Below are 26,402 nucleotides of genomic sequence, written 5' to 3'. Positions count from 1 at the left end.
TTAATAATGATACCTTTTTCGATTTGCCAGCAAAAACAAAATCGTCACAACCGCAGCCAGCCCATTCGCAACGACAATAGCCATCCATATACCGTCAATTCCGAAAATTATCGGAATCAAAAAGACACCGGACACCTCAAAAACTATGGTCCTCAAAAAAGAGAGCAGTGCAGAGATCAGTCCATTATTTAAAGCGGTAAAGAAAGACGAGCCAAAAATAGCCATTCCCGCAAAAAGAAATGCAAGAGAATAAATCTTAAAGCCCCGAAGCGTCAGTTCAAACAGTTCGATATCATAGCCCACATACATCGTTGCCAACGGCCGGGCCAGGATTTCCGCCGCAAAAACCATGGCCACCGAACAGATCCCTATGATCCAAAGGCTTCGCTTCAGAAGGTTTTTCAGTTCGCTGTGGTTACCCGCACCGTAATTATAACCGATGATCGGCGCCGTCCCCACAGAATAACCGATAAATACCGCCAGAAATATAAAGTTGACATACATCAGCACACCGTAAGCGGTCACGCCGTTTTCTCCCGCGTATTTAATAAGCTGGATATTATAAAGCATACCGACAATGGATGCGGATATATTGGACATCAACTCTGAGGCGCCGTTTGTGCAGGTTTTAAACAGGACTTTCCCGTCAAATTTTGTACGCGTCAGCCTCAAAGCACTGGAGTTTTTGCATCCAAAATAGACTAATGGCACGAGGCCTCCGACACACTGACTCAAGGCTGTTGCCGCCGCCGCGCCCACAAGTCCCAGAGAAAACACGGCAACCAGCAGGGCATCCAACACCATATTGGTCACTCCCGCCGCGACCGTCACAACCAGCCCCAAATGGGGTTTTTCCGCGGTGACAAAAAAACTCTGAAATTCATATTGAAGCATAAACGCCGGAAGGGCCGCTAAAATAATCCGCCCGTAAAGCACACAATTTTCCAGCATGACGCCTTGTGCACCGAGCAGCGCCGCCACAGGGCGTATAAAGATAATGCCCAGAACGGCAACAACAACGCCGCAGCCTATAGATACATACACCAAAAGTGAAAATATACGCTTTGCCTTCTCGTTATCGCCCTCTCCCATTGTTTTTGAGATCAAAGCGCTTCCGCCGGTGCCGAACATAAAACCGAAAGCGCCGAGGATCATAAGAAAGGGCATAATAAAATTCACTGCGGCAAAGGGCGTTTTTCCCACAAAATTAGAAACAAAAAAACCATCGACCACGCTGTAAATGGATGTAAAGATCATCATGACGATCGAAGGCAGCGTAAACCTCAGCAGCTTTTTATAATTAAAATGTTCCGATAATTGAATATTCACGGTAATAACTCCTCAACTTTCTCTGTAAACGTATGAAGATACCTTTCTTCGAGCTCCATATAAACCCTTAATTCCTCCTCAGACCAGGAATCATAAATTTCATTTTCAATCTGGATTACATGAAAAACCGTGTTCTTCACAAAAGCTTTTCCTTTCTCTGAAAGACACACATTTTTTCTTCTCCCCCGGGACTTCTCCAAATATACAATACCTTCACCCTCCAGCTTTCTCAGCGCGGAATTCACCGTCTGCTTACTTATCCCGGACAGATGAATGATATCATTCAAGAGACATTTTTCTCCATAATTACAAATCGTATAGAGAATCGTCATTCCCGTATCTGACAGTCCCAATTTTACTGCCGCCATATGATAGGCCGCATTAATTTCACTCAACAAATAATTAAACCGTTTCACTTCCGGATTCATATAATCGCCCATAGAACGCCTCCTGCCTGAGTACTATCCTCACCCAATACACATAAACACATATAGCTGGTATTATAGTCCGATTTCATACTAAAGTCAAGCGGTATCGGCGGACTATATAATACGACTGTCTTTAACAATTCTACTCTCCATTTTTCCACATGAAAAAGCCTTCCCCGTAAAACCCGCTTAAGACTTTAAAGAGAAGGCTTTTTGACTTCATATATTCTGTTTTATGCTTCATATCCTTCCGGATTATTTTTCTGCCACCGCCAGGAGTCTTCACACATTTTATCCAGATCACGGACAGCTTCCCATCCGAGTTCCTTTTTTGCCAAAGACGGGTCGGCATAACATGTCGCAATGTCTCCCGGACGTCTCGGCTTGATGGTATATGGAATCGGCTTTCCGACAGCTTTTTCGAAGCCTTTAACAATATCAAGAACACTGTAGCCAATTCCTGTTCCCAGATTATAAATGAGAACGCCATCCTGAATCTGCGCCATCTTTTCAATGGCCTTCACATGCCCGATAGCCAGATCAACCACATGGATATAATCTCTCACGCCTGTGCCGTCCGGCGTATTATAATCATTGCCGAATACGCCCAGCGATTCCAGCTTTCCGACAGCCACCTGAGTGATATACGGCACAAGATTATTCGGAATACCCTTTGGATTTTCGCCGATACGGCCGCTCTCATGGGCGCCGATCGGATTAAAGTAACGAAGCAGGATCACCTTCCACTCCGGATCCGCGGTATGCAAATCCGTAAGAATCTGTTCCAGCATCGACTTCGTCCAGCCATAAGGATTCGTGCATGTTCCCTTCGGACATTCTTCTGTGATCGGAACAAAGGCCGGAGTGCCATAAACCGTTGCCGAGGAACTGAATACAATATTCTTCACGCCATGGCTTCGCATGACATCACAGAGCACCAAAGTCCCCGTTATATTATTGTGATAATATTCCAGAGGTTTTGCCACAGATTCGCCGACCGCCTTTAAACCGGCAAAATGGATGACTGAATCGATCTGCTCTTCATCAAATACCTTTGTCAGCCCCTCCTTGTCCAAAATATCCACTTCATAAAACTTTAAAGTTTTTCCGGTAATCTCCTGCACCCGGTCCAAAGCTTCCTTACAGGAATTACATAAATTATCAACAACAACAACATCATAGCCCGCATTCAGAAGTTCAACGCAGGTATGACTTCCGATATATCCGGCGCCGCCGGTAACCAATATAGCCATATTCTTTCTCCTTTTCATCTGTTATTCACACTGTTCACAGTATACCATGTCAACTTATGTCGCTAACTGTTCACAGTATACCACATTCTCCGGATTTCTGAAACACTAATAATATGCCCTATGCTGCAGACTCTTCTCCTGCACAGTAGATTGCCTTATATTTTTCCTCTTTTTACAATCTTCAATTCATATCCCAGTGCATTTAGTATGTTGCAAAAGCCTCTTAACGATGGACTGTTTTCCCTTTTTTCAATTCTGGAAATAACCTGCTGCTTACTGCCTACCAGTTTTGCCAATTCTCCCTGGGTAACTTTTTCCTCTTTACGCAGTGAAATCATCTCGCCAATTAAGCGATATTCTTCCCGACTGCCATCCCATGCTTTTTTAAACTCTGAATCAGATTTTCGCTTGTTCTCTAAAACCTCATTAATTTTTACATCCACAAATGGCATCGTCAGACCTCCTAAATGAACGATTTTCCAGTCATAATACCTAATTCTCTTGCTCTGGCTTCAACAATCCTCATATCTTTTTTCTCAGTCTTATTCTTTTGTTTACGACAAGCATGGAGCAAATACATATTATCCTCATCAATCGTTACATAAAATATGCGATTGTGCTTATAAAAGTATACTTCATAGATTTTCTTCTTCCACCTTTTAAAATGGACTTGCCCTAATTTACCATCTTCCAAAAATTTCAGGACAGAATATCCATCAACCTGCTCATTAAGCGGAAGTGCATCTATATATTCCAAAATCAAGTTTTTTCCTGATTTTGACTGATAATAGTGAAGATTCATATTTTACTTTCTCTTTCAGTTAATATACAACATATTTGTTGTAATGTCAATAAAGCCCTAAAATCTTTCAATAATATGCCCGTGTATGTACTCAATAGTCTTTTTTTGCCTTTGAAATGATATCCAGCAGTGATATTTCCAATAAATCTGACAACAGCAGCAGCGACCCCATCGAAGGCTTACACACTTTTGTCTCCCAAAGGTGAATTGTATTCGTACTCACGCCCAGTTTTTCTGCCAGTTCCTGCTGAGTCATATTATGTCTGACCCGGTATTCCCGAAGAGCATATCCCAATTGGGTCATCTTGTGTTCATCTGTTTTCATAAGTCATTCTCCTCATTTAAAGATATGCCCCGATTATATCACGAACCTCCTTCAAAATTTGTCGAATCCTGACGAGGAAATAAAATTTTATTTTTTCTCCATTATGTATAAAATTGGCGGACAATTTTTTCTATTGACAATTTCTGTCCGTAAAATTTCACCCCAGCCGGATGGCATTTCTTCCATAAAATTTTCGACAGCCGCCTTTTCCTCCGGTCCTCCCGGATGTCCGTAATAAACGAGAACAATCCCCAGGCCTCCCGGACTTAAAAGCTCCGTCAGCGCCCTTAATGCCTCAATAGTAGATTCTCTCCGGGTAACGATCTGTTTATCACCTCCCGGAAGATACCCCAAATTCATTGTAAACGCCTGAATTTTTTCATTTATCCGTATGCCGGCCTCGCTGTGAGAACAACAGAACAACTCAGCTCTTTCCGCATATCCGGCCCGGGTCAAACGCTCTCTTGTTTTTAAAACAGCTTCCTCCTGTATATCAAATCCATAAACCTTTCCCGCCGGGCCGACCAGTTCACAAAGCTTCAATGTATCCCAGCCGTTTCCCACAGTTCCATCCACTGCCCGGTCTCCCGGCTTTAATCTTTCACTCAATATCCGGTGGACCCGTTCTACCATCTGCATATGTCTCCCTCCCTGAAATAAATTTTATCCTAAAATGTGAAACCAGACAAGTCATGCCACATAATATAAATCAAAAGTAAATATTAAAAATATGGAGGCAAATAATGAGTGATTTAGCTGCTACCGGTTGCGGTAACAACGATTGTGGTTGTGGTTGTGGAAATAATACTGGATTTTTCAACGGAGGCGACAGTTGCTCTCTGATTTGGCTGATTCTTATTTTAAGCTGCTTCGGCAACGGCGGCTGCGGTAACAACGGCGGCTGCGGCGGATTCACCAATGGTTCCAGCTGTGACTGGCTCCTTCTGATCATTCTTCTGTCCTGCTTTACAGGCAACGGCAACGGCGGCTGTGGCTGCTGCTAATTTCTGATAACAAAAGACGGGGCGCCTTCGGGCGTCCCCCATATTATGATATGCCAAACACGGTAATCTGTTTTATTCTATAAAATTGGAGGTGAAATCGTGTCCGATGAGACAACATATATTCCCTTAACTGAGCTGGACCGCCAGTCCTTTCAGGGTACATCCCAAATGCTCAAGGCCGCTGTGACCTATATGGACCCTTCCTCCGGGAAAATGTTGGCCATGCTTGCCCGAATGTTGGAACTGAAGCAGACCATCAATCTTTTTAATCAGGAACAGATTTCCATCTGTTCTGTTCCGACGGACGGACACCGTCCCGGAATCGAGGAAATTCTCAAGGATATCCGCAAATACTGCGCTCCCGCGGAGGCTGAACAGATCGACCAGTTTCTCAACATTTTAAACGCCGTCCGGCTTTATAACCAGTACAGCGAGCTGACAAAAAATGCTGATTTTTCCAATATGATGAATCAGATGAATCAAATGAAAAACATGAATATCACTCCGGAACAGATTCAAATGATCCAGACGCTGATGCGCGCCCAATCCGTCGCTTCCGAAAAAGAAAATGATTAAGATAAAAGGGATGGCGCCCGTCTGCGCCATCCCCTGTTTTTTACATAAGCATTTTAAACAGCATCGCCATCTGCTCTTCATCCACCTGGTCTTCTTCATCCCACATGGTAACAATGCCGTCTTCATATTCCGCCACATCTCCCGGAAAAATCCGTCTCGGGAAAAGCTCCCTTGGCAGTCTCAGCGTCGCATTATCTGTTTCACAGACAATAATATCTTCCATCACTTCTCCAACTACAATTTTCATTAATTTTACCTCCACAACAATTCCAGCAACTATGTATTTCTCAAATATACTGCATCCGCTCAAAATAGCGAATCAATACATCCGCACAATTTTCTATGCCCCATTCCGATGTATCCAGTATAATGTGATAATCGCTCACATCGCCCCATGTTCTTCCGGTATGCTGATAATAGTATTTTTCCCGCTCCGCATCTGTCTCATCGATACGCTTCACAGCCTCTTCATAGGAAAGAGAATCCCTCTCCATCACCCGGTGAATCCGGTCTTCCTTATCAGCGCACACATAAATATTAAAAACATTGGACTGATCCTTTAAAATTTCCGACGCACACCGCCCGAGAATGATGCACGGCTGTTCAGCCAATCCACGAATCGCCTCAGCCTCTGTCTCAAAAGCATTCTTACGAATTTCCTGCTCAACATCTACCTTGTCATAAACCGGAAGTCCCAGTCTTTCCGATAATTCCTTCGCAATGGTGCTTGCGCCCGTACCGTACCTTCGGCTCATGGTTATAACTAATCCCATACACGTGTGCCCCCTTCGATGTAAATCATATTTATACAGGTTCTATCATAAGTCACTTAAGGATATTTGTCAAATTTTCAAAGGCTGTTTTCCGGATTTTTTAAGAATATTTTCCACTTTCTTAACATACAATTTATGGAAAAATTTTTTGAGGTTTTCTATGAAACATAAACCTAAATACATAACTGTGGTCAAAATAGGCATGCTTTTTGTCGCCGCCTACCTCTTTGGCCACTTCAGCGCCGTAACTGTAGACCACTTCAAACCGGAAGCCGTCGAAGTTTCCGCGGACGGCAATTGGGGACTGAGTTTTCAGCAGGAGGGAGAGCCGCCGGTAGCCAATGCCTCCGCCGAAGAGCTGGCAAAGTATGACGCTTATTATGCCGAAATGACGGATGAAAAAGTCCTTTATCTGACCTTTGACGCCGGCTATGAAAACGGAAATATGCCAGCCATTCTGGATGCTCTGAAAAAGCATCAGGCCCCGGCTGCTTTTTTTGTTGTCGGAAATTTTATTGAAAGTGAGCCCGATTTAATTCAGCGCATGGTGGCGGAAGGCCATACGGTAGGGAATCACACCTACAGTCACCCGGATATGTCAAAAATTTCCACGGTAGAAACCTTCACTCAGGAACTGGAAGGCGTGGAAAAGCTTTATGAAAAAATCACCGGTCAGGCCATGACAAAATATTACCGTCCGCCTCAGGGCAAATACAGTGAGATGAATCTTCAGATGGCAAAGGATCTGGGCTATAAAACCTTCTTCTGGAGTCTGGCCTATGTGGACTGGTATGTTGACGATCAGCCGTCCAAAGAAGAAGCCTTTGAAAAACTTTTAGGGCGTATTCATCCCGGCGCCATCGTTCTTCTTCACAGCACTTCTTCCACCAACGCGGAAATTCTCGATGAGCTTCTGAGCAAATGGGAAGAAATGGGCTACACCTTTAAAAGCCTGAATGAGCTGGTCAGCCAACCCCGGGCCTGAACCCATCCCCGGCCTGTGCAAAAAAATCCCTTTCCCGCCCGACATGGGTAAGAAAGGGATTTTTATTTGACGCAAATGATTTTAATCTAAATTATTTTCACTGACAATTCCATAGTATGCCCTGGACGTTGCCAGATACACAAGGATATAAAATGCAGCAAATATAAAGAAACAGCCGAGAGTGATCATGATCAGCAGCCGGGTATTCATCAGGCCAAAGAGCAGCAAAAGTTTGGAAATCAACGGAAAAGCAAATCCCATATGGATTCCCGACATGATCAGCGGCGCAAAGAAAACGGTCAGCACCTGAGAATTGATGCTCCTTCGGATCTCCTGCTTTGTCATACCCACTTTCTGAAGGATCTCAAACCGGGACTGGTCCTCATAACCCTCGATGATCTGCTTATAATACATGATCAGCACGGCACCGCAGATAAATACCAGTCCCAAAATCAATCCAAGGGCAAAGAATCCGCTGTTGAGGACAAGAAAATCATCCCTCTCCAGGGCCGCGCAGGTAAAGGATACATGGAGCTCGGAGACCTCCTCTTCGGTCATGCCAAACTTATCCATCATGGTCTGCTTCGATATCTGTTCATTCATCAGCTGATAAACCGCCGCCTGCTGCTCCTCGTCACAGGCCAGATCAAAGCCGTAATAATCCGTAACATAAGCCCTGTCTGTTTCACCAATCTGAATCATCACATCATTAATCCGATCCCGGACAGTATTCACATCCTGCACAAACATGTAAAGTGTCGGAAAAATCTGCATCGCGTCAATTTCATTCGATAAAAATTCTTTTTCCGCTTCCCTTGTCCGGAAAGTTCCGATGTCATCCAGAGTAATCTCATCGTATTTATAGTCCTTTTTCGTCGCATAGATTAAAGCCTCTCCTTCCGCAAGTGTCTCGGAGACTCCCACTGTCTGATTGTAATCCTCCAGAGGTATGATGATCAGCTGCCATATATTGGAATAATCCTTGATCTTACTATCATCAAAATATACGGTATCCGCCTCCATCACGCCCGCCACATCCAAATACCGGTAGTGCACCGTATTTTCCTTTTCCAGCTGAAAATTATCCAGTGTATCGTCAAAAACCCGCTGCGCATAGTCCACATAGTCCGAACAGTCCGCATTGACATTCAGGATCAGATTCCGCGGATAGCGCTGCCGCAGCATACTTTCCCCGCCGATATACAGGCAGGAGGTGGAAGAAACCATAACCAGCACCATGGTTGAAAGAATACATATGGAGGCCAGACCGGCGCCGTTCCGCTTCATCCGATACACCATGGATGATAAGGATATAAAATGATTCGTCTTATAATAGTAACGTTTATTCTTCTGAAGCAGACGGCAAAGGGTAACAGAGCCCGCGATAAACAGCAGATAAGTTGCCAGAATAACCATAACCACCGCCACAAAAAACATAACCATGGCCGTCACCGGGTCATCAATCGTTATGGCAAGATAATAAGCGCCGCCCAAAAGAAGAATACCGGCCAAAGCGAGGATCCAATTGGCTTTCGGCGGTTTTTCACCCTCCGCCTCACTTTTCATCAATTCTACCGGTTTTGACATATAAATCTGCCGGAGGCTGTTCAAAAGGATCAACAGAAAAATAGGTCCAAACCAACTCAATGTTGTAAGCAGCGCATTTTTATCGATGGTGAACCCAAATCCGGCCGTACTGTTCATGATCCGCGATACGAAAAGCTCCGCAGCCTTGGAAAAAAGCAGGCCGCAGCCAAGCCCCAGAACAATGGATACCACTGCAATGATCAGGCTTTCCCAGATAACTATTCTGGCAATATTCCCCTTGCCCATACCGAGGATATTATATAAACCAAATTCCTTTTTCCGCCGGCGGATCAGAAAAGAATTGGTATAAAATAAAAGGATAGTCGCAAAAACGCCGATAACGAAAACTCCCAGCTGAAGAAAGCCCTGAACCGTCTGGCCTCCCCTCAGGGCGCCGACAGCGTCACTTTTCGCAAGGAATGTCACAATGTAAAGCATCATCACCATGCCGATTCCCGTTAAAATATAAGGAAAATAGGTCTTCTTGTTTTTGGCAATGCCGGTCAGCGCCAGCTTTGGATAAAATCCCAGTCTCATCGCCGCTCACCACCTGTCATCAAAATTGTCAGGGTATCCGAAATCTTCTGATATAATTCCTCGTTGGAGCTGCTTCCCCGATAAATCTGATGGAAAACTTCACCGTCTTTAATAAATAATACCCGGCTCGCATGGCTGGCCGCCTTTACCGAATGGGTCACCATCAGAATTGTCTGGCCTTCCTCATGGATCTTACTGAATAATTCCAATAATTCATCGGTGGATTTCGAATCCAGGGCACCCGTCGGCTCATCGGCCAGAATCAGCTTCGGATGGGTGATCAAAGCCCGGGCCACCGCCGCCCGCTGCTTCTGACCGCCGGATACTTCATAGGGATATTTGCCCATCAGGCCTTCGATGCCGAGTTTCTGCACGATCGGCGTCAACTTTGCCCGCATTTCCCCGTAATGTTTTCCGGCCAGAACAAGGGGAAGCATAATATTGTCCTTTAAAGTAAATGTATCCAGAAGATTAAAATCCTGAAAAACGAACCCAAGATTATCCCGCCGAAACTCCGCAATCTTTGACTCACGGATTTTTGAAAGTTCATTGCCGTCCAGACAGACGCTGCCGGAGGTTGGACGGTCCAATGCGGCCAGGATATTTAAAAGTGTCGTCTTCCCCGAACCGGATTCTCCCATAATTGCCACATACTCTCCCTTTTCCACACTAAAGGTCACATTTGAAAGGGCCTGAACCTTATTGGCTCCAAACCGTGTTGTATAAATTTTTTTGATATTACTGACTTCCAAAATTGCCATTTGGATTTCCTCCTTCTCATCTTTTACGAGTATATTGTAGCAAAACAGGGAAATGTGCTGCCATCGCTTTGGCTTACATTTCCCCGATCCAACCTTACATTTTTGAAATATTCCTATTCAACTTCCATTGCCCGATGGTATAGATCAATGCGCACTTCTGTCCCCACATCCACCCGGGATGTCACCGAGATTGTATGATTCAGGCGGCCGCAGATCCTCCGGCAGAGATAAAGTCCGATACCGCTGGCCTTTTTATCGCTGCGCCCGTTATAGCCGGTAAACCCTTTCTCAAAGATTCTCGGCAGGTCCTCCTCTGCGATCCCGATGCCCGTATCCCGGATACACAATGTCTGCGGAGCTTCCAGCGTGATGGAAATCTCCCCGGAACGGGTATATTTTAAGGCATTGGACAGCACCTGTTCAATGACAAATAGGAGCCATTTTTCATCGGTCAGCACCTGGCAGGAAAGAGGTTCATATACCAGCCGGATCTTTTTGCGGATAAACTGGGAGGCATATTTTCGCACAGCCTGACGCACGATGCCGTCCAGATCATACCGCCTGAGAAGATAATCCGTCGAACCGGAATCCAGCCGCAGATAGGTCAGCACCATCTCCACATACTGCTCGATCCGCTGCAGCTCCTCCAAAAGCTCCCGGCTGTTTTCATTATCCTCTCCCTGGAGCTGAAGGCGCATGGCAGAGATCGGGGTTTTGATCTGATGGGCCCATATGGTGTAATATTCCACCATATCCGAATACTGGCGCGACATCTGATTCGTCACTTTCTGTTTTTCATCATAAAGCGTCCGCAAAACCTCCTGATAATCCGCCTCGATCAGGCCGTCTGTCTCCGGAAGACAGCTATCCGAAAATTTAATATTTTCTGCCAATGCCCTCAGCTCCATATGCTTTCTGCAAAACCGGGCATAATCCTTCCCGCAGAAAATCACGGCGGCAAACAGGCCCAGGACCGTTCCATAAAACACTGAGATCACCGGAAGTTTCCACATAGCAAATATGATCCCGAAAATCAGTGCAAATATAAAATACATCCCAACCGCTTTTTTATGAAGTCTTATGTACTCAAATACCATTCTGTCCTCAGCCTCCTTATCCGATCAAATAGCCCATACCCTTTTTCGTCACAATAAATTCGGAAAGCCCCACCTGCTCAAGCTTCTTACGAAGCCGGGCAATATTGACCGTCAGGGCATTTTCATCCACAAAACTGTCTGTCTCCCAAAGCCGCTCCATCAGGGTATCACGGCTGACGACTTTTCCCTTATTTTCCATCAGAGTCCTCAGTATCCGATAATCATTTTTTGTCAGCTCAATGCGCTCCCCATTATAGGTCAGACTGGCATCCGAGGTGTTCAGCAGAGCTCCCCGATGCTGCAGAATCGTCATCTGGCCCCCAAAATCATAAGTCCGCCGCAATATCGCCTGAATTTTTGCCGTGAGCACATTCAGATCAAAGGGCTTTGCAATAAAATCATCGCCGCCCATATTCATCGCCATGACAATGTTCATATTATCCGATGCCGAGGAAACAAAAATAATCGGCACCTTTGAAAATTTCCGTATCTCTGTACACCAATAATAACCATTATAAAAAGGCAGGGAAATGTCCAAAAGGACAAGCTGGGGATTAAATTCAGAAAATTCACTCATCACATCCCGGAAGTTTTCAACACAGCGGGCTTCCAAATCCCACATCTCGATCTGTTTTTTCATGGCCGATGCAATTCCCATGTCATCTTCTACAATTAATATCCGATACATTTTCTTTCCTCCCGTTCCATCCTCTTTTTATTCTGCCGGCAAAGCCATCAGTTTCTCAGCTTGACCTTGGCCTTGATGGCCTTTTTATAAATGGACATTATATCCTGCAAAACCTCAGGGTGGGAAAAATCCTTCTGATAGATAATATTCGTTTCCCGGAGCATGCTCATGTTCTCAATAGGCAGCAGCGTCAGCTTTTTCTTGCGCGCCTCATCCATGCAGGTGCTTTTCGGCAATACGGAAACGCCGAGATTTTTTCGGATCAGATCCTTAATCGTCGCAATATTATCCACCTCCAGAATAATATTAAAATCATCGATGGATTCGTTGATACTCTCCAGGCTGGCCGCAAACAGATTGACCGTTCCCGATTCCGGCAGACGCATGATCATCTTCTGATTTTTCAGGCCGCTGATGGTAACCATCGGTTTCTTCGAGATCGGGTTTTCATTCGCCACGGCACAGACAAGATAATCCGTATCCAAAAGAAGGGAACTCATTGAATTACTGTTCGGACGCCCCTCGGCAATGACTAAATCCAGCTCATAGCTTTCCAGCATAGTATAAAGATTTTTTATAGTGTCAGTGATAATCGTAATAATAACATTCGGATTATCATTGCCGTATTTTGCCAGAACCTCCACGATAATATTGCTCTCCGCCGTGTGGGTGATACCGATGCGGAGCCGCGTCAAATGCCGCCCTTCATCGAACAGGGCCACCTTCAGACGTTCCTGGGCCGATACCATCATTTTGGCATATTTTACCACTGTTTTTCCCGATTCCGTCAGCTCCAGGCGCCCTTTCCCACGTATAAAAAGCGTCACTCCGAGCTCCTTTTCCAGCTGACTGATATGGTGGCTGACCGCCGGCTGCGTCAGAGACAACATCTCCGCAGCCTTTGTAATATTCTTCAGTTCCGCCACCGCCAATAATGAAAATACTTTTGCGTCTATCATAGCTACATCCCTTAATTATAAATTATCTTTATAGTTTGAAAAAATAATATAATTTTATTTTTTTATAAAAGAAGTATATCATACAAAGCATGGTATTTTCAAGGAGGAACAGAACAATGTTAAATCAAATTTATTATCACGCAGGCACTACGTCGGCCGTCACAACGGTGATCATCCCTATCGCTCTGATGCTCTTTCTGGGATTCTGTATGACGCGGATCACTAAGCAGCTCCGGCTTCCGAATGTGACCGCCTATATTCTCACCGGGATTCTTATCGGCCCTTATTGCCTGAATCTTATTCCATCAAATTTTATTCAGGGAAGCGATTTCCTGGCGGACATTGCCCTGGCCTTTATCGCTTTCAGCGTCGGCGAATTTTTCAAATTGTCCACATTAAAAAAGAATGGATTAAAATCTGCCGTCATTACACTTTTTGAAGCGTTGATGGCCTCGCTGGCCGTTTTTATAATGACTTATTTTATCCTCCATTTAAATATGGCTTTCTCCATAGTCCTTGCCGCGCTGGCCTCGGCTACCGCCCCGGCCTCAACCATAATGACTATCCGTCAGACCGGAGCTCATGGCGACTTTGTTGATACACTCCTCCAGGTTGTCGCCATGGACGATGTCGTCGGACTGGTGGCTTACAGCGTTGCCATCTCAATTGCTGTCAGCAGCCTGTCCGGCACATCCTCCGGGAATGTTTTTGAAACCATGCTGCTGCCGATCCTCACCAATCTTTTTGCTCTGGCGCTTGGCGGTTCCTTCGCTTTTTTAATGAAAATGCTGATTTCAACCAAACGTTCCACGGATAACCGTCTGATCATCTCTGTCAGCATTTTATTCCTTTTCTGCGGCATATGCGCCGTTTTGGACGTATCGCCGCTCCTCGGCTGCATGGCCATGGGCATGGTCTATATTAATATTACAGAGGATGATAAATTATTTAAACAGCTCAATTATTTTAACCCGCCGATTCTTCTCCTGTTTTTTGTCCGCTCAGGGGTCAGCTTTAATCTGGGAATTCTAACGGGCAGCGGAAGCCTTGTCGGAAGTGTTTCCGTGCTGACTGTCGGTATTCTTTACTTTATCACCCGTATTGTCGGCAAATACGCCGGTGCCTTTCTCGGCTGCCTTATTACCGGAAAATCGGCGGATGTACGCAATTACCTGGGGCTGGCTCTGATCCCTCAGGCCGGCGTTGCCATCGGGCTGGCCTCCCTCTGCGTCCGTTCCCTCGGAAACGACGTTGGCGTCAGCCTTCAGACAATCATACTGGCTTCCAGCGTTCTCTATGAACTCATCGGACCGGGCTGTGCCAAACTGGCCCTCTATCTGTCTCACTCCTACTCGGATGTTCTGGAAAATCTGACGGAAGTGTCGGAAACTACGGATTCGGGCACGCCGAAAACTCAGGTTGAAATATTGATCGAACGTCTGCAGCAGATTCAGGAAGAGCTGCCATCCCATCTCATGATGGAAAATGATGAAGAACAGGCCTTTACGCAGGCCGCCGAAGAACAGTATGAATCCTATGGCACTTACGGTACATACAGCAAAGGCCATTTCTTAAACTTAAAATAATAAAGGAGGTATTTTCCCATGGATCTAACATCCTATATAGACCCGATCACGAAATTTCTCGGTCCCTGGACCGCCGATCTGAATTATTATTCCATCCTTTTCCGGCTGGCCCTGGCCTTCATATGCGCCACCATTATCGGCTGCGAGCGAGCCCATAAACGCCACTCTGCCGGTCTCCGGACATTCATCATTGTCTACACGGCTTCTGCCTCGGCGATGATGCTCGACAGCTATTGTCACGCAGTCCGGGGGATGGCGCTCCCCATCATCTCCGCAGCGTCGATCATCGGCATTGCCATTATCAGTGAAAACTCCTTCTGGTACAGCTCAAGAAATCAGATCAAAGGGCTGACCACCGGGTTTGCCCTCTGGGCCAGCGGATTTATCGGCTTATCCATCGGCGGCGGATTTTACACGGCCGCCCTGCTCAGCTTTGCCGCAACCATGATCTGTCTTTCCCTGCTGCCTGCGGCAGAACTTTATTTAAAAGACAAGTCCAATCATTTCGAAGTCCATCTGGAATTAAAAAACAAAAGTAATCTTCAGGATTTTATAACGACGATCCGAAAACTCGGAATGACGATCGATGATATTGAGATCAACCCGGCCTATATGAATTCCGGCCTGAGCGTTTATTCCATATCCTTTACGATCACAAAAGAAGAATTAAAAAAATATAAGAAGCATCATGAGATTATCGAAGCCCTATCCACGCTGGAATATGTATCCCACATCGAGGAAATGATGTAAATAAAAAACGTCCGGAAATTTGCTTGTCCGCCTCCGGGCAGACGCTTCAGATTTCCGAACGTTTTTTATTATTTTATGAATGTCCTTCCCCGGCACCAGGTCTGAACAACCGAGTAATCTCTGTCCAGAACAACCAGATCCGCATCATATCCGGCGCAGATTTTTCCTTTCCGGTCATCGACCCCCAGACACCGCGCCGGATTTAAAGTACAGGCATTGATCGCCGTATCCACCGGCACACCGGCTTCCTCAATGAGAATTCGAAGGCCCTGATTCATCTGCAGGGTGCTTCCGGCAATGGTATCCGTTCCCTTTAATCGCGCCAGACCGTCCCCGCCGATTTCGATGTCATGGCCGCCGAGCTGATAATCACCTCCCGGCGGACAATGTTTTGCCCGCAGAGAATCGGTGACCAAAATACCCCGTTCCCGACCCTTGGCCTGAAAAAACAGATTCAGAGCGGCCGCATGGGAATGATGTCCGTCCCCGATGATCTCGCCGTAAATATCCCGGATACGCAGAGCCGCGCCGACAAGCCCCGGATCCCGGTGATGCAGCGGCGTCATACCATTGTAAACATGAGTCATGGAGGTGACGCCGTTGGCTACGGCCATCAGCGCCTGCTCATAGGTTGCCGAGGAATGTCCCATGCTGACCACCACGCCATTTCCCGCACAGTAGCGGATCAGCTCAAAATCCTTATCGTGTTCCGGACTTACGGTGATATATTTTATCCATCCCTTTGCCGCCTCCTGATACATTTTAAACTGCTCTGCGGAAGGCCGGGCAATGGCTTCCGACGGCTGAGCTCCTTTATGGTCCATATCCAGATAGGGCCCCTCAAAATGTATGCCGAGAATTTCAGCGCCTTTATAGCCTTCTTCAATCACAGCGGCCACATTTGCCACGGCTTTTATGAGAACATCCGGCATCTGTGTTACCGTTGTCGGCAAGATGGATGTAACACCCTCTTCCGGGATCCGTTCCATCCAGTCTCTCAGCCCGGACGGTTCACCGTCATTTGTGTCAAAGCCATAGGAACCGTGGGTATGAATATCGATAAAGCCCGGAAGAATCGCTCTATCGCCATAATCTTCTTCTGCCGGCTTCTCACCATAAGCATAGATTTTTTGAATTTTATCTCCTGAAATCTCTATCTGAGCCGGCATAAACTGTCCGCCGATCCAGACTCTTTTGCTCTGAATAATCATTATGATCCCTCGTTTTCCATGTCTGCGCCTTCCCAGAGGCGGTGTCCATCCGAACAGATATCACCCCGAACTGCCCAGATTTTCAAGTTTCTAAATTTCAATTTTATACAACCGGTCGTTCCCGCAAGACTGTCAAGGCCCTTCGGCCATTGAAGCGATCTCCATCCGTCTTCCATGTCAAGCGCCCGGCTTTCCTCAAAAGTAAATCCCGAAACCGGCGCCTCTGTCCAGACTCGATGCACCTGAGCCGCCAGATAGACCGGCCGGCTTTGATCCACCGCTTCTGCCAGAACTTCCAACGCGCCTCCATCAAACTTCATCCTGCAGGTCGTTATCAAACTGTTTTCTTCTCCGCGCTTTGGCGTTAAAGCCGCAAACCTGTCCGGCTTCCACCGCGCCCTCGCCAGCGACGTTTCGCGGAAATTCGTATGCCGCCCGTTGCCGCCCATATAATAGAGCCAAAGTTCGCCATCGGCCGCAGCCACCGGCTGTGACGCGTAAATACAGCCGCAGTCAAAATCTCCCGTCGGATACCGGCCCCGGCCTCTCGGAATCAGCGGTTGTCCCGGCGCCACAAAATCAAAATGCTCCGGTTCCGCCGCCCATGTCAACTCACAGTCCACCGTATCAAAATCTCCGTCTGTCCGGTCCCCTTCATGAATAATAGAAGCCAGTCCCAAATAAAGATCATTCCAGAAAAATACGGGCATCGAATAGACCTGCGCCTCAAAGCCCCGCCCCCGAAGGGTTTCCTTCGGCTCGCTCCAATGAATAAAATCATCGCTGCGGCTCAGCGTCGTCATTCGAATACCGTCTTTCCATATGCGGGACAAAAGCATATAGCAGCCCTCTTTTTCATCCCAAAAAGGCAGATTGTGACTGTCTGCCGGCGGATTATACTCCGGCCATGGAATCAGTTCTGACCAGTTAAGGCCATCCGGCGAAAAAGCCACAGCCATATGAGCGCCATGCCCGAGAATATCGACCTTTGTTACCATTTTATATTTTTTATCAGGAGCGGAGCTATGCTCATCAAGCATAACCCCGGTCCCATGAGCAAATAGGAAGAGAATATTATTTGCTTTGCTCCCACGCCATTCCACCCGGTTCAGGGCGAGCTTCTCCCAGTGAATACCGTCCCTGCTCTGCGCATAGGCCAAGGATGTTACCCTGTCCGGTCCCGGCACATAATCTCTGGATGACCGTTCTTCAACGGTCGTCCCTTCTGTATCCGGATCATCCGTAAACAACGTGTAATAACAGCGGAATACTTCTTTCTCTTTATCATAAATTACATTGGGATAGCCATTGTCAATCCGTATCTCCCAGGGCTTATCCTGCACCATCAGAGGATTATTTTTCACATCCTTTTCCGGCGGCGTTATCTGTATCAAAACGTTTTCCATAGCCTGGGGATTTAAAATTCTTCGGTCAAGCATTAAATATTTTGACAAAGCCTCCACCCCGTTTCCTAACAATATGTCTTGATTGCTTCATCAATCATAATAACACATTTTTTTATCTGCGTCATATCTTCCGGAAACAAATCCGGTAATGGTCTGCGGACACCGCCGATATCCAGTCCTTCCCGGATTCTCAGAATTTCCTTCATCACCGCATAAAGATTTCCGCAGCATTCACACATGGCATAGATAATCTCATCCGCCGCATACTGAACTTTCTGGGCTTCCACAACTTTCCCCTCACCCAAAAGTTCTTCAATTTTTAAATAAAGCTCGGGCATAACGGCATAAGTCCCGCCGATTCCTCCGTCGGCGCCCATAGCCAGTCCGGAAACAAGCTGTTCATCCGGCCCGTTAAAGACAACAAAACCTTCGCCGCCCTCCATTTTGAACATCTGAATATCCTGGACAGGCATGGAACTGTTCTTTACAGCGGCCACCTTTGGATTTTTGCGCATTTCCCTAAATAAGGATATCGTCAGCGCCACCCCTGCCAACTGGGGGATATTATAGATAACAAAATCTGTATTCGGCGCTGCGGAAGAAATATCATTCCAATACCGGGCAATGGCATGCTCCGGCAAATGAAAATAAATCGGCGGAATCGCCGCAATAGCGTCAACGCCAAGACTCTCGGCATGGGCGGCCAGTTCCATGCTGTCCGCCGTATTATTACAGGCCACATGGGCGATCACCGTCAATTTTCCTTCAGCCGCCTTCATCACATGCTCCAAAACCAGTTTTCGCTCCGCCACACTCTGATAAATACATTCACCGGAAGAGCCTCCGACATAAACACCCTTAACGCCTTTTTTAATCATATATTTTGTAAGTGCTTCCACCCGCTCCGGGCTGACAGCTCCCTGATCATCATAACATGCGTAAAATGCCGGAATGATTCCCTGATACTTTGAAATATTTTTCATAATTATTGCTTTCCTTTCAATTCTGTCTGCTATTTCATCTGCACTTTTACTACTGCCTTCTCCACCCGTTCCGGGCCGTCCACGGCGATCTTAACTTTGTGAGCATCCTCAGGAAGCACGATAAGCACCTTCCCCGGCGCCATATAAAGCCGGTTTTCCACCGGGCCGTCACAATCCACCGTATCTGTTGCTTTATCGACAGCCGTGACTGTCATTTTTTCCATGTCTGTCACGCCGATCCACTCCTGTCCGGATAATACCAGATGGATATCCGCATAAAATTCATGGGCTTCGAAAACAGCTTTCTTTTCTTCCATCGTCTCATAACCAAAACGATTGATAAACACATTTTCACCGTCCACATCATTTCTTCCGGCCTGAAGCTCCGTCAGGGCATGACTTTTTAAAAAATCAATGGCCGTGTCCAAATGAGGCGCCATACCGCGATAATGTACCAAATTATTCATGTCAGTATAAATCATTCGCTGTCTCCACTTTCTTCTCCGTCATATAAATGACAGGCTGTCATATGACCTTCTTTTCCATGATACCGAAGCGCCGGATCCTGCTCTTTACAAATGTCCATACAATGCGGACACCGATTGCGGAAAGCGCAGCCGCTCGGCTTATGGATCGGACTCGGAACCTCGCCTTCAAGAATCTGACGCTGCTTTTTGTTATGTATATCCGCCACAGGAATCGCCGAAAGCAATGCCTTTGTATACGGATGCAGCGGTTCTTCATAAAGTGCCCGGGAGTCCGCAACCTCCACGATCTTTCCGAGGTACATCACCATAATACGGTCAGACATGTACTGAACAACGGAAAGGTCATGAGCGATGAAAAGATAGGTCAGATTCAGTTCCTTCTGAATCTCTTTCATCAGATTCAATACCTGGGCCTGAATGGATACATCCAGGGCAGATACGGGTTCATCGCAGATCAATACTTCCGGCATAACCTCCAGCGCTCTGGCAATACAAAGGCGCTGCCGCTGTCCGCCGGAAAACTCATGAGGATAACGCAGCAGATAATCCGGCTGGATATTTACCATTTTTAATACGCGCTGCATCATCTTTTCCCGTTCTTCCACGGAAGTAATGCCATGGGTCTTTAACGGTTCTTCAAAGGAAGAGTAAATTTTTTTCTGAGGATTTAACGCAGAATAAGGATCCTGAAATACCATCTGAACCTTTTTACGGAATTCAAACATTTCCTCTTTATTGAATTTTGTAATATCTTTATATTCACCGTCATAATCAAATAACACCTGTCCGCCTGTCGGCTTTTCAAGCATCATCACTGTCTTGCCAAAAGTTGACTTTCCACAGCCCGATTCGCCGACAATTCCCAGAGTCTCTCCCTTATAGACATCCAGGCTGACATCATCCACCGCTTTAACGTGTCCGACGACTTTTTTCATAAAACCCTTTGTAATCGGAAACCATGTCTGCAAATTCCGGATCTTAAAGATAATTTCTTTATTCTCTGTACTCATATCAGTCCACCTCCGGATAAGAATCAAATTTCAGACAACGTACCCGGTGTCCCGGGGAAATTTCAAACATCGGTATGGTTTTCTCCCGGCACCGCTCCGTACACTCGGAACAACGGTCCGCAAATTCACAGCCGCCTTTCAGATCTGCCGGATTCGGCGTGGCCCCCGGAATGGTTTCCAGCTTCTGTCCGTCAGCCAGGCCGAGAACCGGCACGCTCCGAAGCAGCGCCCGTGTGTACGGATGGCTTGTACGGTCAAAAAGGTCTTCCAGGCTGCCGAATTCAACCACACGTCCCATATACATAACACAGACTTCATCCGCCATCTCGGCTACAAGTCCCATATTATGGGTGATCAGAATAATGGACTTGCCCTCTTTTACCTGAAGCTCTTTTAAAAGGTCCATGATCTGGGCCTGAATCGTCACATCGAGGGCCGTCGTCGGCTCATCGCAGATGATCAGCTCCGGGTTACAGATCATGGCAATGGCAATAACTACCCTCTGTTTCATGCCGCCGGAAAACTGATGCGGATAACAGTCAATTCGTTCCTCCGGATCCGGAATACCGAGTTTGCGGAACATCTCAAGAACTTTTTCGCGCGCTTCCGCTTTTTTCATTCCCTTATTGTGCTGAAGAAGCCCCTCAGCCACCTGATCTCCGACTTTATACACCGGATTCAGACTGGACATCGGATCCTGAAATACCATGGACATATCCGGGCCGCGCAGCGCCCGCATTTCCGGGCCGTTCGGCTCTTTAATACTCTCGAGATGATATTCGACGATTCCTCCGTTTCGCAGCGCATTGTACTGGATACTGTCCGCTTTGACGATCGCATTTCTGCCGGTAAAACGCATAATGGAATTCATGGTGACACTCTTCCCGCAGCCGGATTCACCGACAACAGCCATCGTTTTTCCACGGCGCACTCTAAAGGAAACGTCCTTAACGATCTGAATCTCTTTTCTGTCAGAAATAAAACTTGTATTTAATTTTTCAACATTTAAAATATATTCTTTACTATCCATGAGGCCCTCCTTACTGCTGTTTTGCATCCAGCACATCCCGCAGACCGTCACCGAAGAAGTTGATTGCCAGGACAAAAAGACTGATAGCGAGACCCGGGAACACCCAGATCCACCACTGATTGGTTACAACAGATACGGATTTCGCCGCATTTAAAATATTCCCCCATGTCGGCGTGCTGTCGGCAACACCAAGGCCGATGAAGGAAAGCGCCGCTTCCTGCAAAATGAAAAAGGCAACGTTTGTTGTTGTGGAAACGATCACCGGGCTCATTACATTCGGAAGGATCTGCTTAAACATAATATTGCTTTTCTTCATTCCAAAAGCCTCACAGACTTTAACATAGGTCTCATTTTTCAGGCTCATAAACTCGTTGCGCACCATACGGAAAGTCGTCATCCAGCCGGTAAATACAAAAATAAACAACAGGTTGCCGAGACCCCGTTTATTCACGATAGCCACGAGCATCATGACAAGCACAAGCTGTGGAAAGGCCTGGAAAATTTCAGAGATACGAATAAGAACCATATCCACTTTTCCGCCGAAATATCCGGCAAGAGCTCCCAGAATCGCGCCGATCACCGAGCTCATCACCGCGCAGAAGGCGCCGATAAGGATTGAATAGCATCCGCCGACAAGCACTCTGGAAAACAGATCACGGCCAATGGTGTCTGTACCGAAAAGATGTCCGTTTCCCGGCGCCTGTTTCATATCTGTCAGCACCGGCGTGCCGTAATCCACACCGGTGATCATGCCAATGATGCATGCAGCCGTAATAACCACGATAATAACCAGGCCGAGCACAGCCAGTTTATTATTCATAAATTTCCGCACATTTCGCTTAAATAAAGAAGAAGATGCGCTTTTATTCGAAGCTTTAATACTCGTTGTTTCACCCATAAGTTCTTCCTCCTTCTTTATTCGCCAAGGCGTACACGCGGATCCAGCAATGCATTGAATACATCAACCATGAAGGAACAGATCAACATGGTGGCCGCAATGATCAATGTTGTAACCAGTACTACCGGATAATCGCCGGATACGATCGCATTTGTCATCGTTAAACCGATCCCCGGATAGGAAAACACGGTTTCAATAACAACGGAACCGCCGATCAGCGCCGGAATACGGAATACCAGGATAACCAAAACCGGTTTCATGGCATTTCTGAATCCATGCTTCAGATAAACCTTCCACTCCGGAATACCTTTGGAACGGGCGGTTTTAATATAATCGCTGTTCAATACATCCAGCATGGTGTTTCGGGCGTAACGCATCAAAACGGCAACCATACCGATAGTCAGAGTGAGCACTGGAAGGAAAAGATGGAAAAAGGCATCCGAAAAAGCGCTTGTCGCATCCGGGCTGACACGATTGCTCGCCGGGAACCATCCGAGTTTAATTGAAAAAATCTGAATCAATATAATGCCAACAAGGAACTGAGGGACCGCCTGTCCCAAAACAGCCAGGACACGGCCAACATAATCAATAATACCATTCTGACGTACCGCGGAAATAATACCGATGCCGATACCGATAATCGTTGAGAACAGCAGGGAATACCCGGCAAGTTCAAAGGTATATGGCAGTCTTACCGCGATCACGGAAGCAATGGAAGAGCCGTCAAAGGAATATCCGAGATCACCATGCAGGATATTTCCAAGCCAGCGGAAATACTGTACGATCAACGGGTCATTCAATCCGAGAGATTCCCGCAGCGCTTCAACATTTTCTTTATTTGAAGAGAGCATCTCCGGGCTGACCATAAAGTTAATCGGATCAATACCTGTCAGCTGCAAACCATAATATACAATAAAACTGATAACCAAAAGCATCGGAATCATCATGAGCAGCTTTTTAATGATGAATTTTAACATTCTATCACCCCATTCTTAAAGCAGCATCAAACAAAAACTTCAAACCTCCCATAAACAAGGGGAGACTTTCGAAATCATCTCTCCCGTCTCCCCCTTTCATCATTGAATCCTTGTCTGATTTTAAATTATTGTCTTACTGAGCCATTTCCCAGTCAGCAAACTTCAGATCACACATGTACAGCGGATTGCAGAATGTTACACCTTCCGGAACAATAACCTTATCACTTGTGAATACATATGTACCGACAGTGAACACTGGAACTTTATAAACGACTTCCTGCTCCTTATCCTGAAGCGCTTTCAAAGCTTCATTTCTTGCTACGGAATCTGTTGCTTTGAACAGGTTGTTTACCAATTCATCAAATTCATCGCCGCCGCCGAATACATTTGCAAACAAGGCATCTGTACTCTGATATTCGGTATACCATTCATCAATGGAGAATGAACTCTTTCCTTTGAAGCCGATATCGTAATTACGTGTTGTAAACAAATCAGTCGTTCCATCATTGGACAATGTTGCCTCAACCGTCAGGCCTGTCTGTTCAAGATAATGAACCACTGTCTGAATCAGGTCGATGGAGGTCTGATCATTATTATAATAGCAGATTTTCAATGTACGGCTCATATCATACCCGGCAGCCTGAAGGTCCGCTTTTGCTTTTTCGGCATCGAAGGTATATTCAAATCCGTTGTAAGCCTCATTATTGTTTGGAACACCACTGTTCAAAACAGAAGCTGTCGGATAAAGTGTTGCCAGTGTCGCACGGTCAATGGCTTCGATCAAAGCCTTACGGACTTCTACGCTCTGCATCGCTTCGTTTTCATTACCGTCAACGCCCTTCATATTAAACAGGAAATATTTATAGAATAACACGTCAACTTCATGTTCTGTGTAGTTTGGCATACCTTCCAGCGCTTCTACAAGGTCGGCGGCATTGCCAAACACATAATCTGCCTGTCCGGCCTGGGCTGCTGTGATGTAATCCTGTACGAAATAACAGATGATGGACTGAATCTTCGGCGCTGTTCCTTCGTAGTTTTCATTGATTTTTAACGTGAAATAATTGCCTACATTCAGTTCATCCAACGTATACATTCCGGAGCAAACCGGATTTGTCCAAAACGCGTCGGATTCAAGTGTCAGCGGATCGGCATTTTCGAGACAATGCTTTGGCAGGATCGCAAACTGAGCAAGGACATCTTTCATTGAAGCGTAAGGCTCTGACAATGTCATTGTGAGCGTGCTGCCATCGATAGCCATGCTGTCGATTTTCTTGAAGGCAGATGTGTAAATGGAGTTACATGTCGCAGCTTTTAATGCCGTTTCAATCGACCACTGCACATCCTCTGCCGTGAGAGCCTCGCCGTCAGACCATTTTAAACCATCCTTCATAGTAATGGTATATACGAGGCCATCTTCACTGATCTCTACAGAATCTGCCAGATCCGGCTGTGGATTCGTCAGATCACTGTCTGCAATAAGCAGGGCACGGAACATCAGATTCGTTGCCATGATGCGGTTATACCATGGTGTCGGAATCTTATCATCTGTTGTGGAACCATCACCTGTCGTTACAGACAATTTTAAAGTTCCGCCGTCAACAGCAGCCGGTTCTGCCGTACTTTCTGCTGTTGTTTCGTCGGATTTTGCCGCTGTTGTCTCTTTGTTCCCTGAACCACATCCGACCAGAGAAGCGACAACCAGCGTGGTTGCCAATAAGGCGGCCAACATTTTTTTCATAGTAACTTCCTCCTTTTTGCACTAAGCATTCGCATGCTCATCGTTGTATTTATCATACCTTCTCTGAAAATAATTTTCAATATCTTAAATAGATGAAAATTCATTTATTTTTTATGCATGTTGCATAATACGCTTCGAATTTTGTCTTTTTAAATTTAGTAAAAACAGTATTTTTTTTGGCGATTTTTTAAAACGTATTCACAAAAATGTAAATTTTTATCATTGCGCTTAAAAAGTTTTTGAAACATTTCTTGCGTTAGCTATTAAATTGTTCTATAATCAAAATAGATTTTTTAAATATGCAAGGAGGCGTTTTTCTTGGTTGAAAATATACTGGATTCGATTACAAAGGAGTACAACTCTCTGACCCGTTCCGGGAAAAAACTGGCAGACTATATCTTCGCCAACACATCCAGCACACAGTATATGTCCATTACCTCCCTGGCAGAAAGCTGCGGCGTATCTGAAGCAACGATTACCCGGTTCTGCCGCGGTCTCGGCCTCTCCGGTTACAATGATTTCAAACTTGCTCTGGCAAAATGCGAACGCATCAGCGATCTCGGCGATCCGTCAGATGTCCCTCAGACTGTCAGACCGGAGGATGATTTTTACACCATGTGCCATAAGCTGCTCGCTTCAAATATGGTTTCTCTGAATGAGACCATGGAACATCTGGATGAAGCCAGGCTGACCAGGGCTGTAGATCTACTCGCCGCTGCCCGGCACGTATACTGTTTCGGACAGGGAGGCAGCATGGTTACGGCAATGGAAGCATGGGCCCGTTTTTCCACAACCACATCAAATTTCATTCACATCGAAGATTCCCATATGCAGACAATGGCTGCTGCACTGGCCACTCCTCAGGATGTCATTCTCTTCTTCTCCTATTCCGGTTCCACCAGAGATATGGAAGAAGTTTTACAGCTGGCAAAAGAACGGAAAACACCGATCATTCTCGTCACTCACTTTCCCAAATCCCGTGCCGCCGAATTTGCTGATATTGTTCTTCAATGCGGTTACAATGAAAGCCCGCTTCAATCCGGGTCAATTGCCGCCAAAGTCGGGCAAATGTTCTTAATTGAATGTCTCTTCTACGGCTACTGTCGAAGGAATCCCGAGATCCGTTCATCGGCCCGTTCCGCAACGGCGCAGGCCATTGCAAAAAAATTATTATAAGCATTATTACAAAAAACAGCCGTTTTTCTACCGCAAAAAGCG

29 protein-coding genes are annotated in these 26,402 nt (G+C 46.1%); 6 read left to right on the top strand and 23 right to left on the bottom strand.

Translation table 11 applies throughout. The features are described 5' to 3' along the window. The 7 genes from ACMN7X_RS01850 to ACMN7X_RS01820 all read right to left on the bottom strand — a co-directional run bounded on the left by ACMN7X_RS01850 (position 1) and on the right by ACMN7X_RS01820 (position 4,776). Positions 1-1,329 (bottom strand): MATE family efflux transporter, encoded by a 1,329-nt coding sequence (locus ACMN7X_RS01850; RefSeq protein ID WP_418745803.1) that lies wholly within the window; start codon positions 1,327-1,329, stop codon positions 1-3. Beyond that, positions 1,326-1,769, bottom strand: coding sequence for a MarR family winged helix-turn-helix transcriptional regulator (locus tag ACMN7X_RS01845; RefSeq protein WP_418745802.1), 444 nt, complete (start codon positions 1,767-1,769; stop codon positions 1,326-1,328). Before ACMN7X_RS01845 ends, ACMN7X_RS01850 begins: the two co-directional genes overlap by 4 nt. Before the next feature lie 221 nt (positions 1,770-1,990). After that, positions 1,991-3,010, bottom strand: a complete 1,020-nt coding sequence (galE, locus tag ACMN7X_RS01840) for a UDP-glucose 4-epimerase GalE (RefSeq protein WP_418745801.1) — start codon at positions 3,008-3,010, stop codon at positions 1,991-1,993. Between the two features lie 155 nt (positions 3,011-3,165). Then, the gene (locus ACMN7X_RS01835; protein WP_418745800.1) at positions 3,166-3,462 is read right to left on the bottom strand and encodes a helix-turn-helix domain-containing protein; all 297 of its coding nucleotides are present in this window, start codon (positions 3,460-3,462) and stop codon (positions 3,166-3,168) included. Between the two features lie 11 nt (positions 3,463-3,473). Then, positions 3,474-3,812 carry a type II toxin-antitoxin system RelE/ParE family toxin gene (locus tag ACMN7X_RS01830; RefSeq protein ID WP_418745799.1) on the bottom strand — a complete coding sequence of 113 codons (339 nt, stop codon included), beginning with the start codon at positions 3,810-3,812 and terminating at the stop codon, positions 3,474-3,476. A 91-nt stretch (positions 3,813-3,903) separates the two neighbouring features. Further along, positions 3,904-4,137, bottom strand: a complete 234-nt coding sequence (locus tag ACMN7X_RS01825) for a helix-turn-helix transcriptional regulator (RefSeq protein ID WP_132087634.1) — start codon at positions 4,135-4,137, stop codon at positions 3,904-3,906. An 87-nt stretch (positions 4,138-4,224) separates the two neighbouring features. Next, positions 4,225-4,776, bottom strand: coding sequence for a class I SAM-dependent methyltransferase (locus ACMN7X_RS01820; protein ID WP_418745798.1), 552 nt, complete (start codon positions 4,774-4,776; stop codon positions 4,225-4,227). Positions 4,777-4,880: 104 nt separating this feature from the next. Between ACMN7X_RS01820 and ACMN7X_RS01815 the strand changes: the two genes are divergently transcribed. Together ACMN7X_RS01815 and ACMN7X_RS01810 are read left to right on the top strand one after the other, a co-directional pair. Further along, positions 4,881-5,141: a hypothetical protein gene (locus ACMN7X_RS01815; protein ID WP_418745797.1), complete on the top strand. Its 261-nt coding sequence runs from the start codon at positions 4,881-4,883 to the stop codon at positions 5,139-5,141. A 99-nt stretch (positions 5,142-5,240) separates the two neighbouring features. Then, on the top strand, positions 5,241-5,717 hold the full coding sequence (locus tag ACMN7X_RS01810; protein ID WP_418745796.1) for a hypothetical protein: 477 nt from the start codon (positions 5,241-5,243) through the stop codon (positions 5,715-5,717). Positions 5,718-5,757: 40 nt separating this feature from the next. On the opposite strand, the gene ACMN7X_RS01805 is transcribed toward ACMN7X_RS01810, so the two are convergent. Then, positions 5,758-5,964 (bottom strand): hypothetical protein, encoded by a 207-nt coding sequence (locus ACMN7X_RS01805; RefSeq protein ID WP_418745795.1) that lies wholly within the window; start codon positions 5,962-5,964, stop codon positions 5,758-5,760. Between the two features lie 40 nt (positions 5,965-6,004). Continuing rightward, a complete protein-coding gene (locus tag ACMN7X_RS01800) occupies positions 6,005-6,490 on the bottom strand; it encodes an AAA family ATPase (RefSeq protein WP_418745794.1) in 486 nt (161 codons plus the stop codon). A 160-nt stretch (positions 6,491-6,650) separates the two neighbouring features. Between ACMN7X_RS01800 and pdaA the strand changes: the two genes are divergently transcribed. Then, complete coding sequence (gene pdaA, locus ACMN7X_RS01795; protein WP_418745793.1) at positions 6,651-7,475, top strand: delta-lactam-biosynthetic de-N-acetylase; 825 nt, start codon at positions 6,651-6,653, stop codon at positions 7,473-7,475. An 81-nt stretch (positions 7,476-7,556) separates the two neighbouring features. Here the strand turns inward: pdaA and ACMN7X_RS01790 are convergent, their stop codons facing one another. The 5 genes from ACMN7X_RS01790 to ACMN7X_RS01770 form a co-directional block, all read right to left on the bottom strand. Continuing rightward, positions 7,557-9,599 carry an ABC transporter permease gene (locus ACMN7X_RS01790; RefSeq protein ID WP_418745792.1) on the bottom strand — a complete coding sequence of 681 codons (2,043 nt, stop codon included), beginning with the start codon at positions 9,597-9,599 and terminating at the stop codon, positions 7,557-7,559. Continuing rightward, positions 9,596-10,360 (bottom strand): ABC transporter ATP-binding protein, encoded by a 765-nt coding sequence (locus tag ACMN7X_RS01785; RefSeq protein ID WP_418745791.1) that lies wholly within the window; start codon positions 10,358-10,360, stop codon positions 9,596-9,598. The genes ACMN7X_RS01790 and ACMN7X_RS01785 overlap by 4 nt, the downstream gene beginning before the upstream one ends. Before the next feature lie 113 nt (positions 10,361-10,473). After that, positions 10,474-11,457: a sensor histidine kinase gene (locus ACMN7X_RS01780; RefSeq protein ID WP_418745790.1), complete on the bottom strand. Its 984-nt coding sequence runs from the start codon at positions 11,455-11,457 to the stop codon at positions 10,474-10,476. Between the two features lie 16 nt (positions 11,458-11,473). Beyond that, on the bottom strand, positions 11,474-12,145 hold the full coding sequence (locus tag ACMN7X_RS01775; RefSeq protein ID WP_418745789.1) for a response regulator transcription factor: 672 nt from the start codon (positions 12,143-12,145) through the stop codon (positions 11,474-11,476). Between the two features lie 47 nt (positions 12,146-12,192). Further along, positions 12,193-13,104, bottom strand: coding sequence for a LysR family transcriptional regulator (locus ACMN7X_RS01770; RefSeq protein WP_418745788.1), 912 nt, complete (start codon positions 13,102-13,104; stop codon positions 12,193-12,195). Positions 13,105-13,220: 116 nt separating this feature from the next. Here ACMN7X_RS01770 and ACMN7X_RS01765 point away from each other — a divergent pair, with 116 nt between their 5' ends. Both ACMN7X_RS01765 and ACMN7X_RS01760 read left to right on the top strand, forming a co-directional pair. Next, on the top strand, positions 13,221-14,690 hold the full coding sequence (locus tag ACMN7X_RS01765) for a cation:proton antiporter (protein ID WP_418745787.1): 1,470 nt from the start codon (positions 13,221-13,223) through the stop codon (positions 14,688-14,690). A gap of 18 nt (positions 14,691-14,708) precedes the next feature. Further along, positions 14,709-15,440 carry an MgtC/SapB family protein gene (locus ACMN7X_RS01760; RefSeq protein WP_418745786.1) on the top strand — a complete coding sequence of 244 codons (732 nt, stop codon included), beginning with the start codon at positions 14,709-14,711 and terminating at the stop codon, positions 15,438-15,440. A 68-nt stretch (positions 15,441-15,508) separates the two neighbouring features. Here ACMN7X_RS01760 and nagA read toward each other — a convergent pair whose 3' ends face one another. The 9 genes from nagA to ACMN7X_RS01715 all read right to left on the bottom strand — a co-directional run bounded on the left by nagA (position 15,509) and on the right by ACMN7X_RS01715 (position 25,184). Then, positions 15,509-16,651: an N-acetylglucosamine-6-phosphate deacetylase gene (gene nagA, locus ACMN7X_RS01755; protein WP_418745785.1), complete on the bottom strand. Its 1,143-nt coding sequence runs from the start codon at positions 16,649-16,651 to the stop codon at positions 15,509-15,511. Beyond that, positions 16,651-18,114, bottom strand: a complete 1,464-nt coding sequence (locus ACMN7X_RS01750; RefSeq protein ID WP_418745784.1) for a hypothetical protein — start codon at positions 18,112-18,114, stop codon at positions 16,651-16,653. The genes nagA and ACMN7X_RS01750 overlap by 1 nt, the downstream gene beginning before the upstream one ends. 8 nt (positions 18,115-18,122) lie before the next feature. Beyond that, positions 18,123-19,040: a dihydrodipicolinate synthase family protein gene (locus ACMN7X_RS01745; protein ID WP_418745783.1), complete on the bottom strand. Its 918-nt coding sequence runs from the start codon at positions 19,038-19,040 to the stop codon at positions 18,123-18,125. A gap of 29 nt (positions 19,041-19,069) precedes the next feature. Continuing rightward, the gene (locus tag ACMN7X_RS01740; RefSeq protein ID WP_418745782.1) at positions 19,070-19,522 is read right to left on the bottom strand and encodes a YhcH/YjgK/YiaL family protein; all 453 of its coding nucleotides are present in this window, start codon (positions 19,520-19,522) and stop codon (positions 19,070-19,072) included. Further along, entirely contained in the window at positions 19,519-20,538 is a 1,020-nt protein-coding gene (locus tag ACMN7X_RS01735) for an ABC transporter ATP-binding protein (RefSeq protein ID WP_418745781.1), read from the bottom strand. The genes ACMN7X_RS01740 and ACMN7X_RS01735 overlap by 4 nt, the downstream gene beginning before the upstream one ends. Position 20,539: 1 nt before the next feature. Continuing rightward, positions 20,540-21,568, bottom strand: coding sequence for an ABC transporter ATP-binding protein (locus ACMN7X_RS01730; RefSeq protein ID WP_418745780.1), 1,029 nt, complete (start codon positions 21,566-21,568; stop codon positions 20,540-20,542). Between the two features lie 10 nt (positions 21,569-21,578). Then, positions 21,579-22,466 (bottom strand): ABC transporter permease, encoded by an 888-nt coding sequence (locus ACMN7X_RS01725; protein ID WP_418745779.1) that lies wholly within the window; start codon positions 22,464-22,466, stop codon positions 21,579-21,581. Positions 22,467-22,483: 17 nt separating this feature from the next. Beyond that, positions 22,484-23,443 carry an ABC transporter permease gene (locus ACMN7X_RS01720; RefSeq protein WP_418745778.1) on the bottom strand — a complete coding sequence of 320 codons (960 nt, stop codon included), beginning with the start codon at positions 23,441-23,443 and terminating at the stop codon, positions 22,484-22,486. A gap of 133 nt (positions 23,444-23,576) precedes the next feature. Next, positions 23,577-25,184, bottom strand: a complete 1,608-nt coding sequence (locus ACMN7X_RS01715) for an ABC transporter substrate-binding protein (protein ID WP_418745777.1) — start codon at positions 25,182-25,184, stop codon at positions 23,577-23,579. A 318-nt stretch (positions 25,185-25,502) separates the two neighbouring features. On the opposite strand from ACMN7X_RS01715, the gene ACMN7X_RS01710 reads away from it, so the two are divergent. Then, positions 25,503-26,360 (top strand): MurR/RpiR family transcriptional regulator, encoded by an 858-nt coding sequence (locus ACMN7X_RS01710; protein ID WP_418745776.1) that lies wholly within the window; start codon positions 25,503-25,505, stop codon positions 26,358-26,360. The last annotated feature ends 42 nt before the right edge of the window (positions 26,361-26,402 follow it).

It is taken from the genome of Frisingicoccus sp. (assembly GCF_048388605.1).
In the GTDB taxonomy this organism is placed as follows: Bacteria; Bacillota; Clostridia; order Lachnospirales; family Lachnospiraceae; genus Frisingicoccus.
The sequence above is the reverse complement of the archived record's forward strand: the minus strand, read 5'-3'. Positions and strand labels throughout refer to the sequence as shown.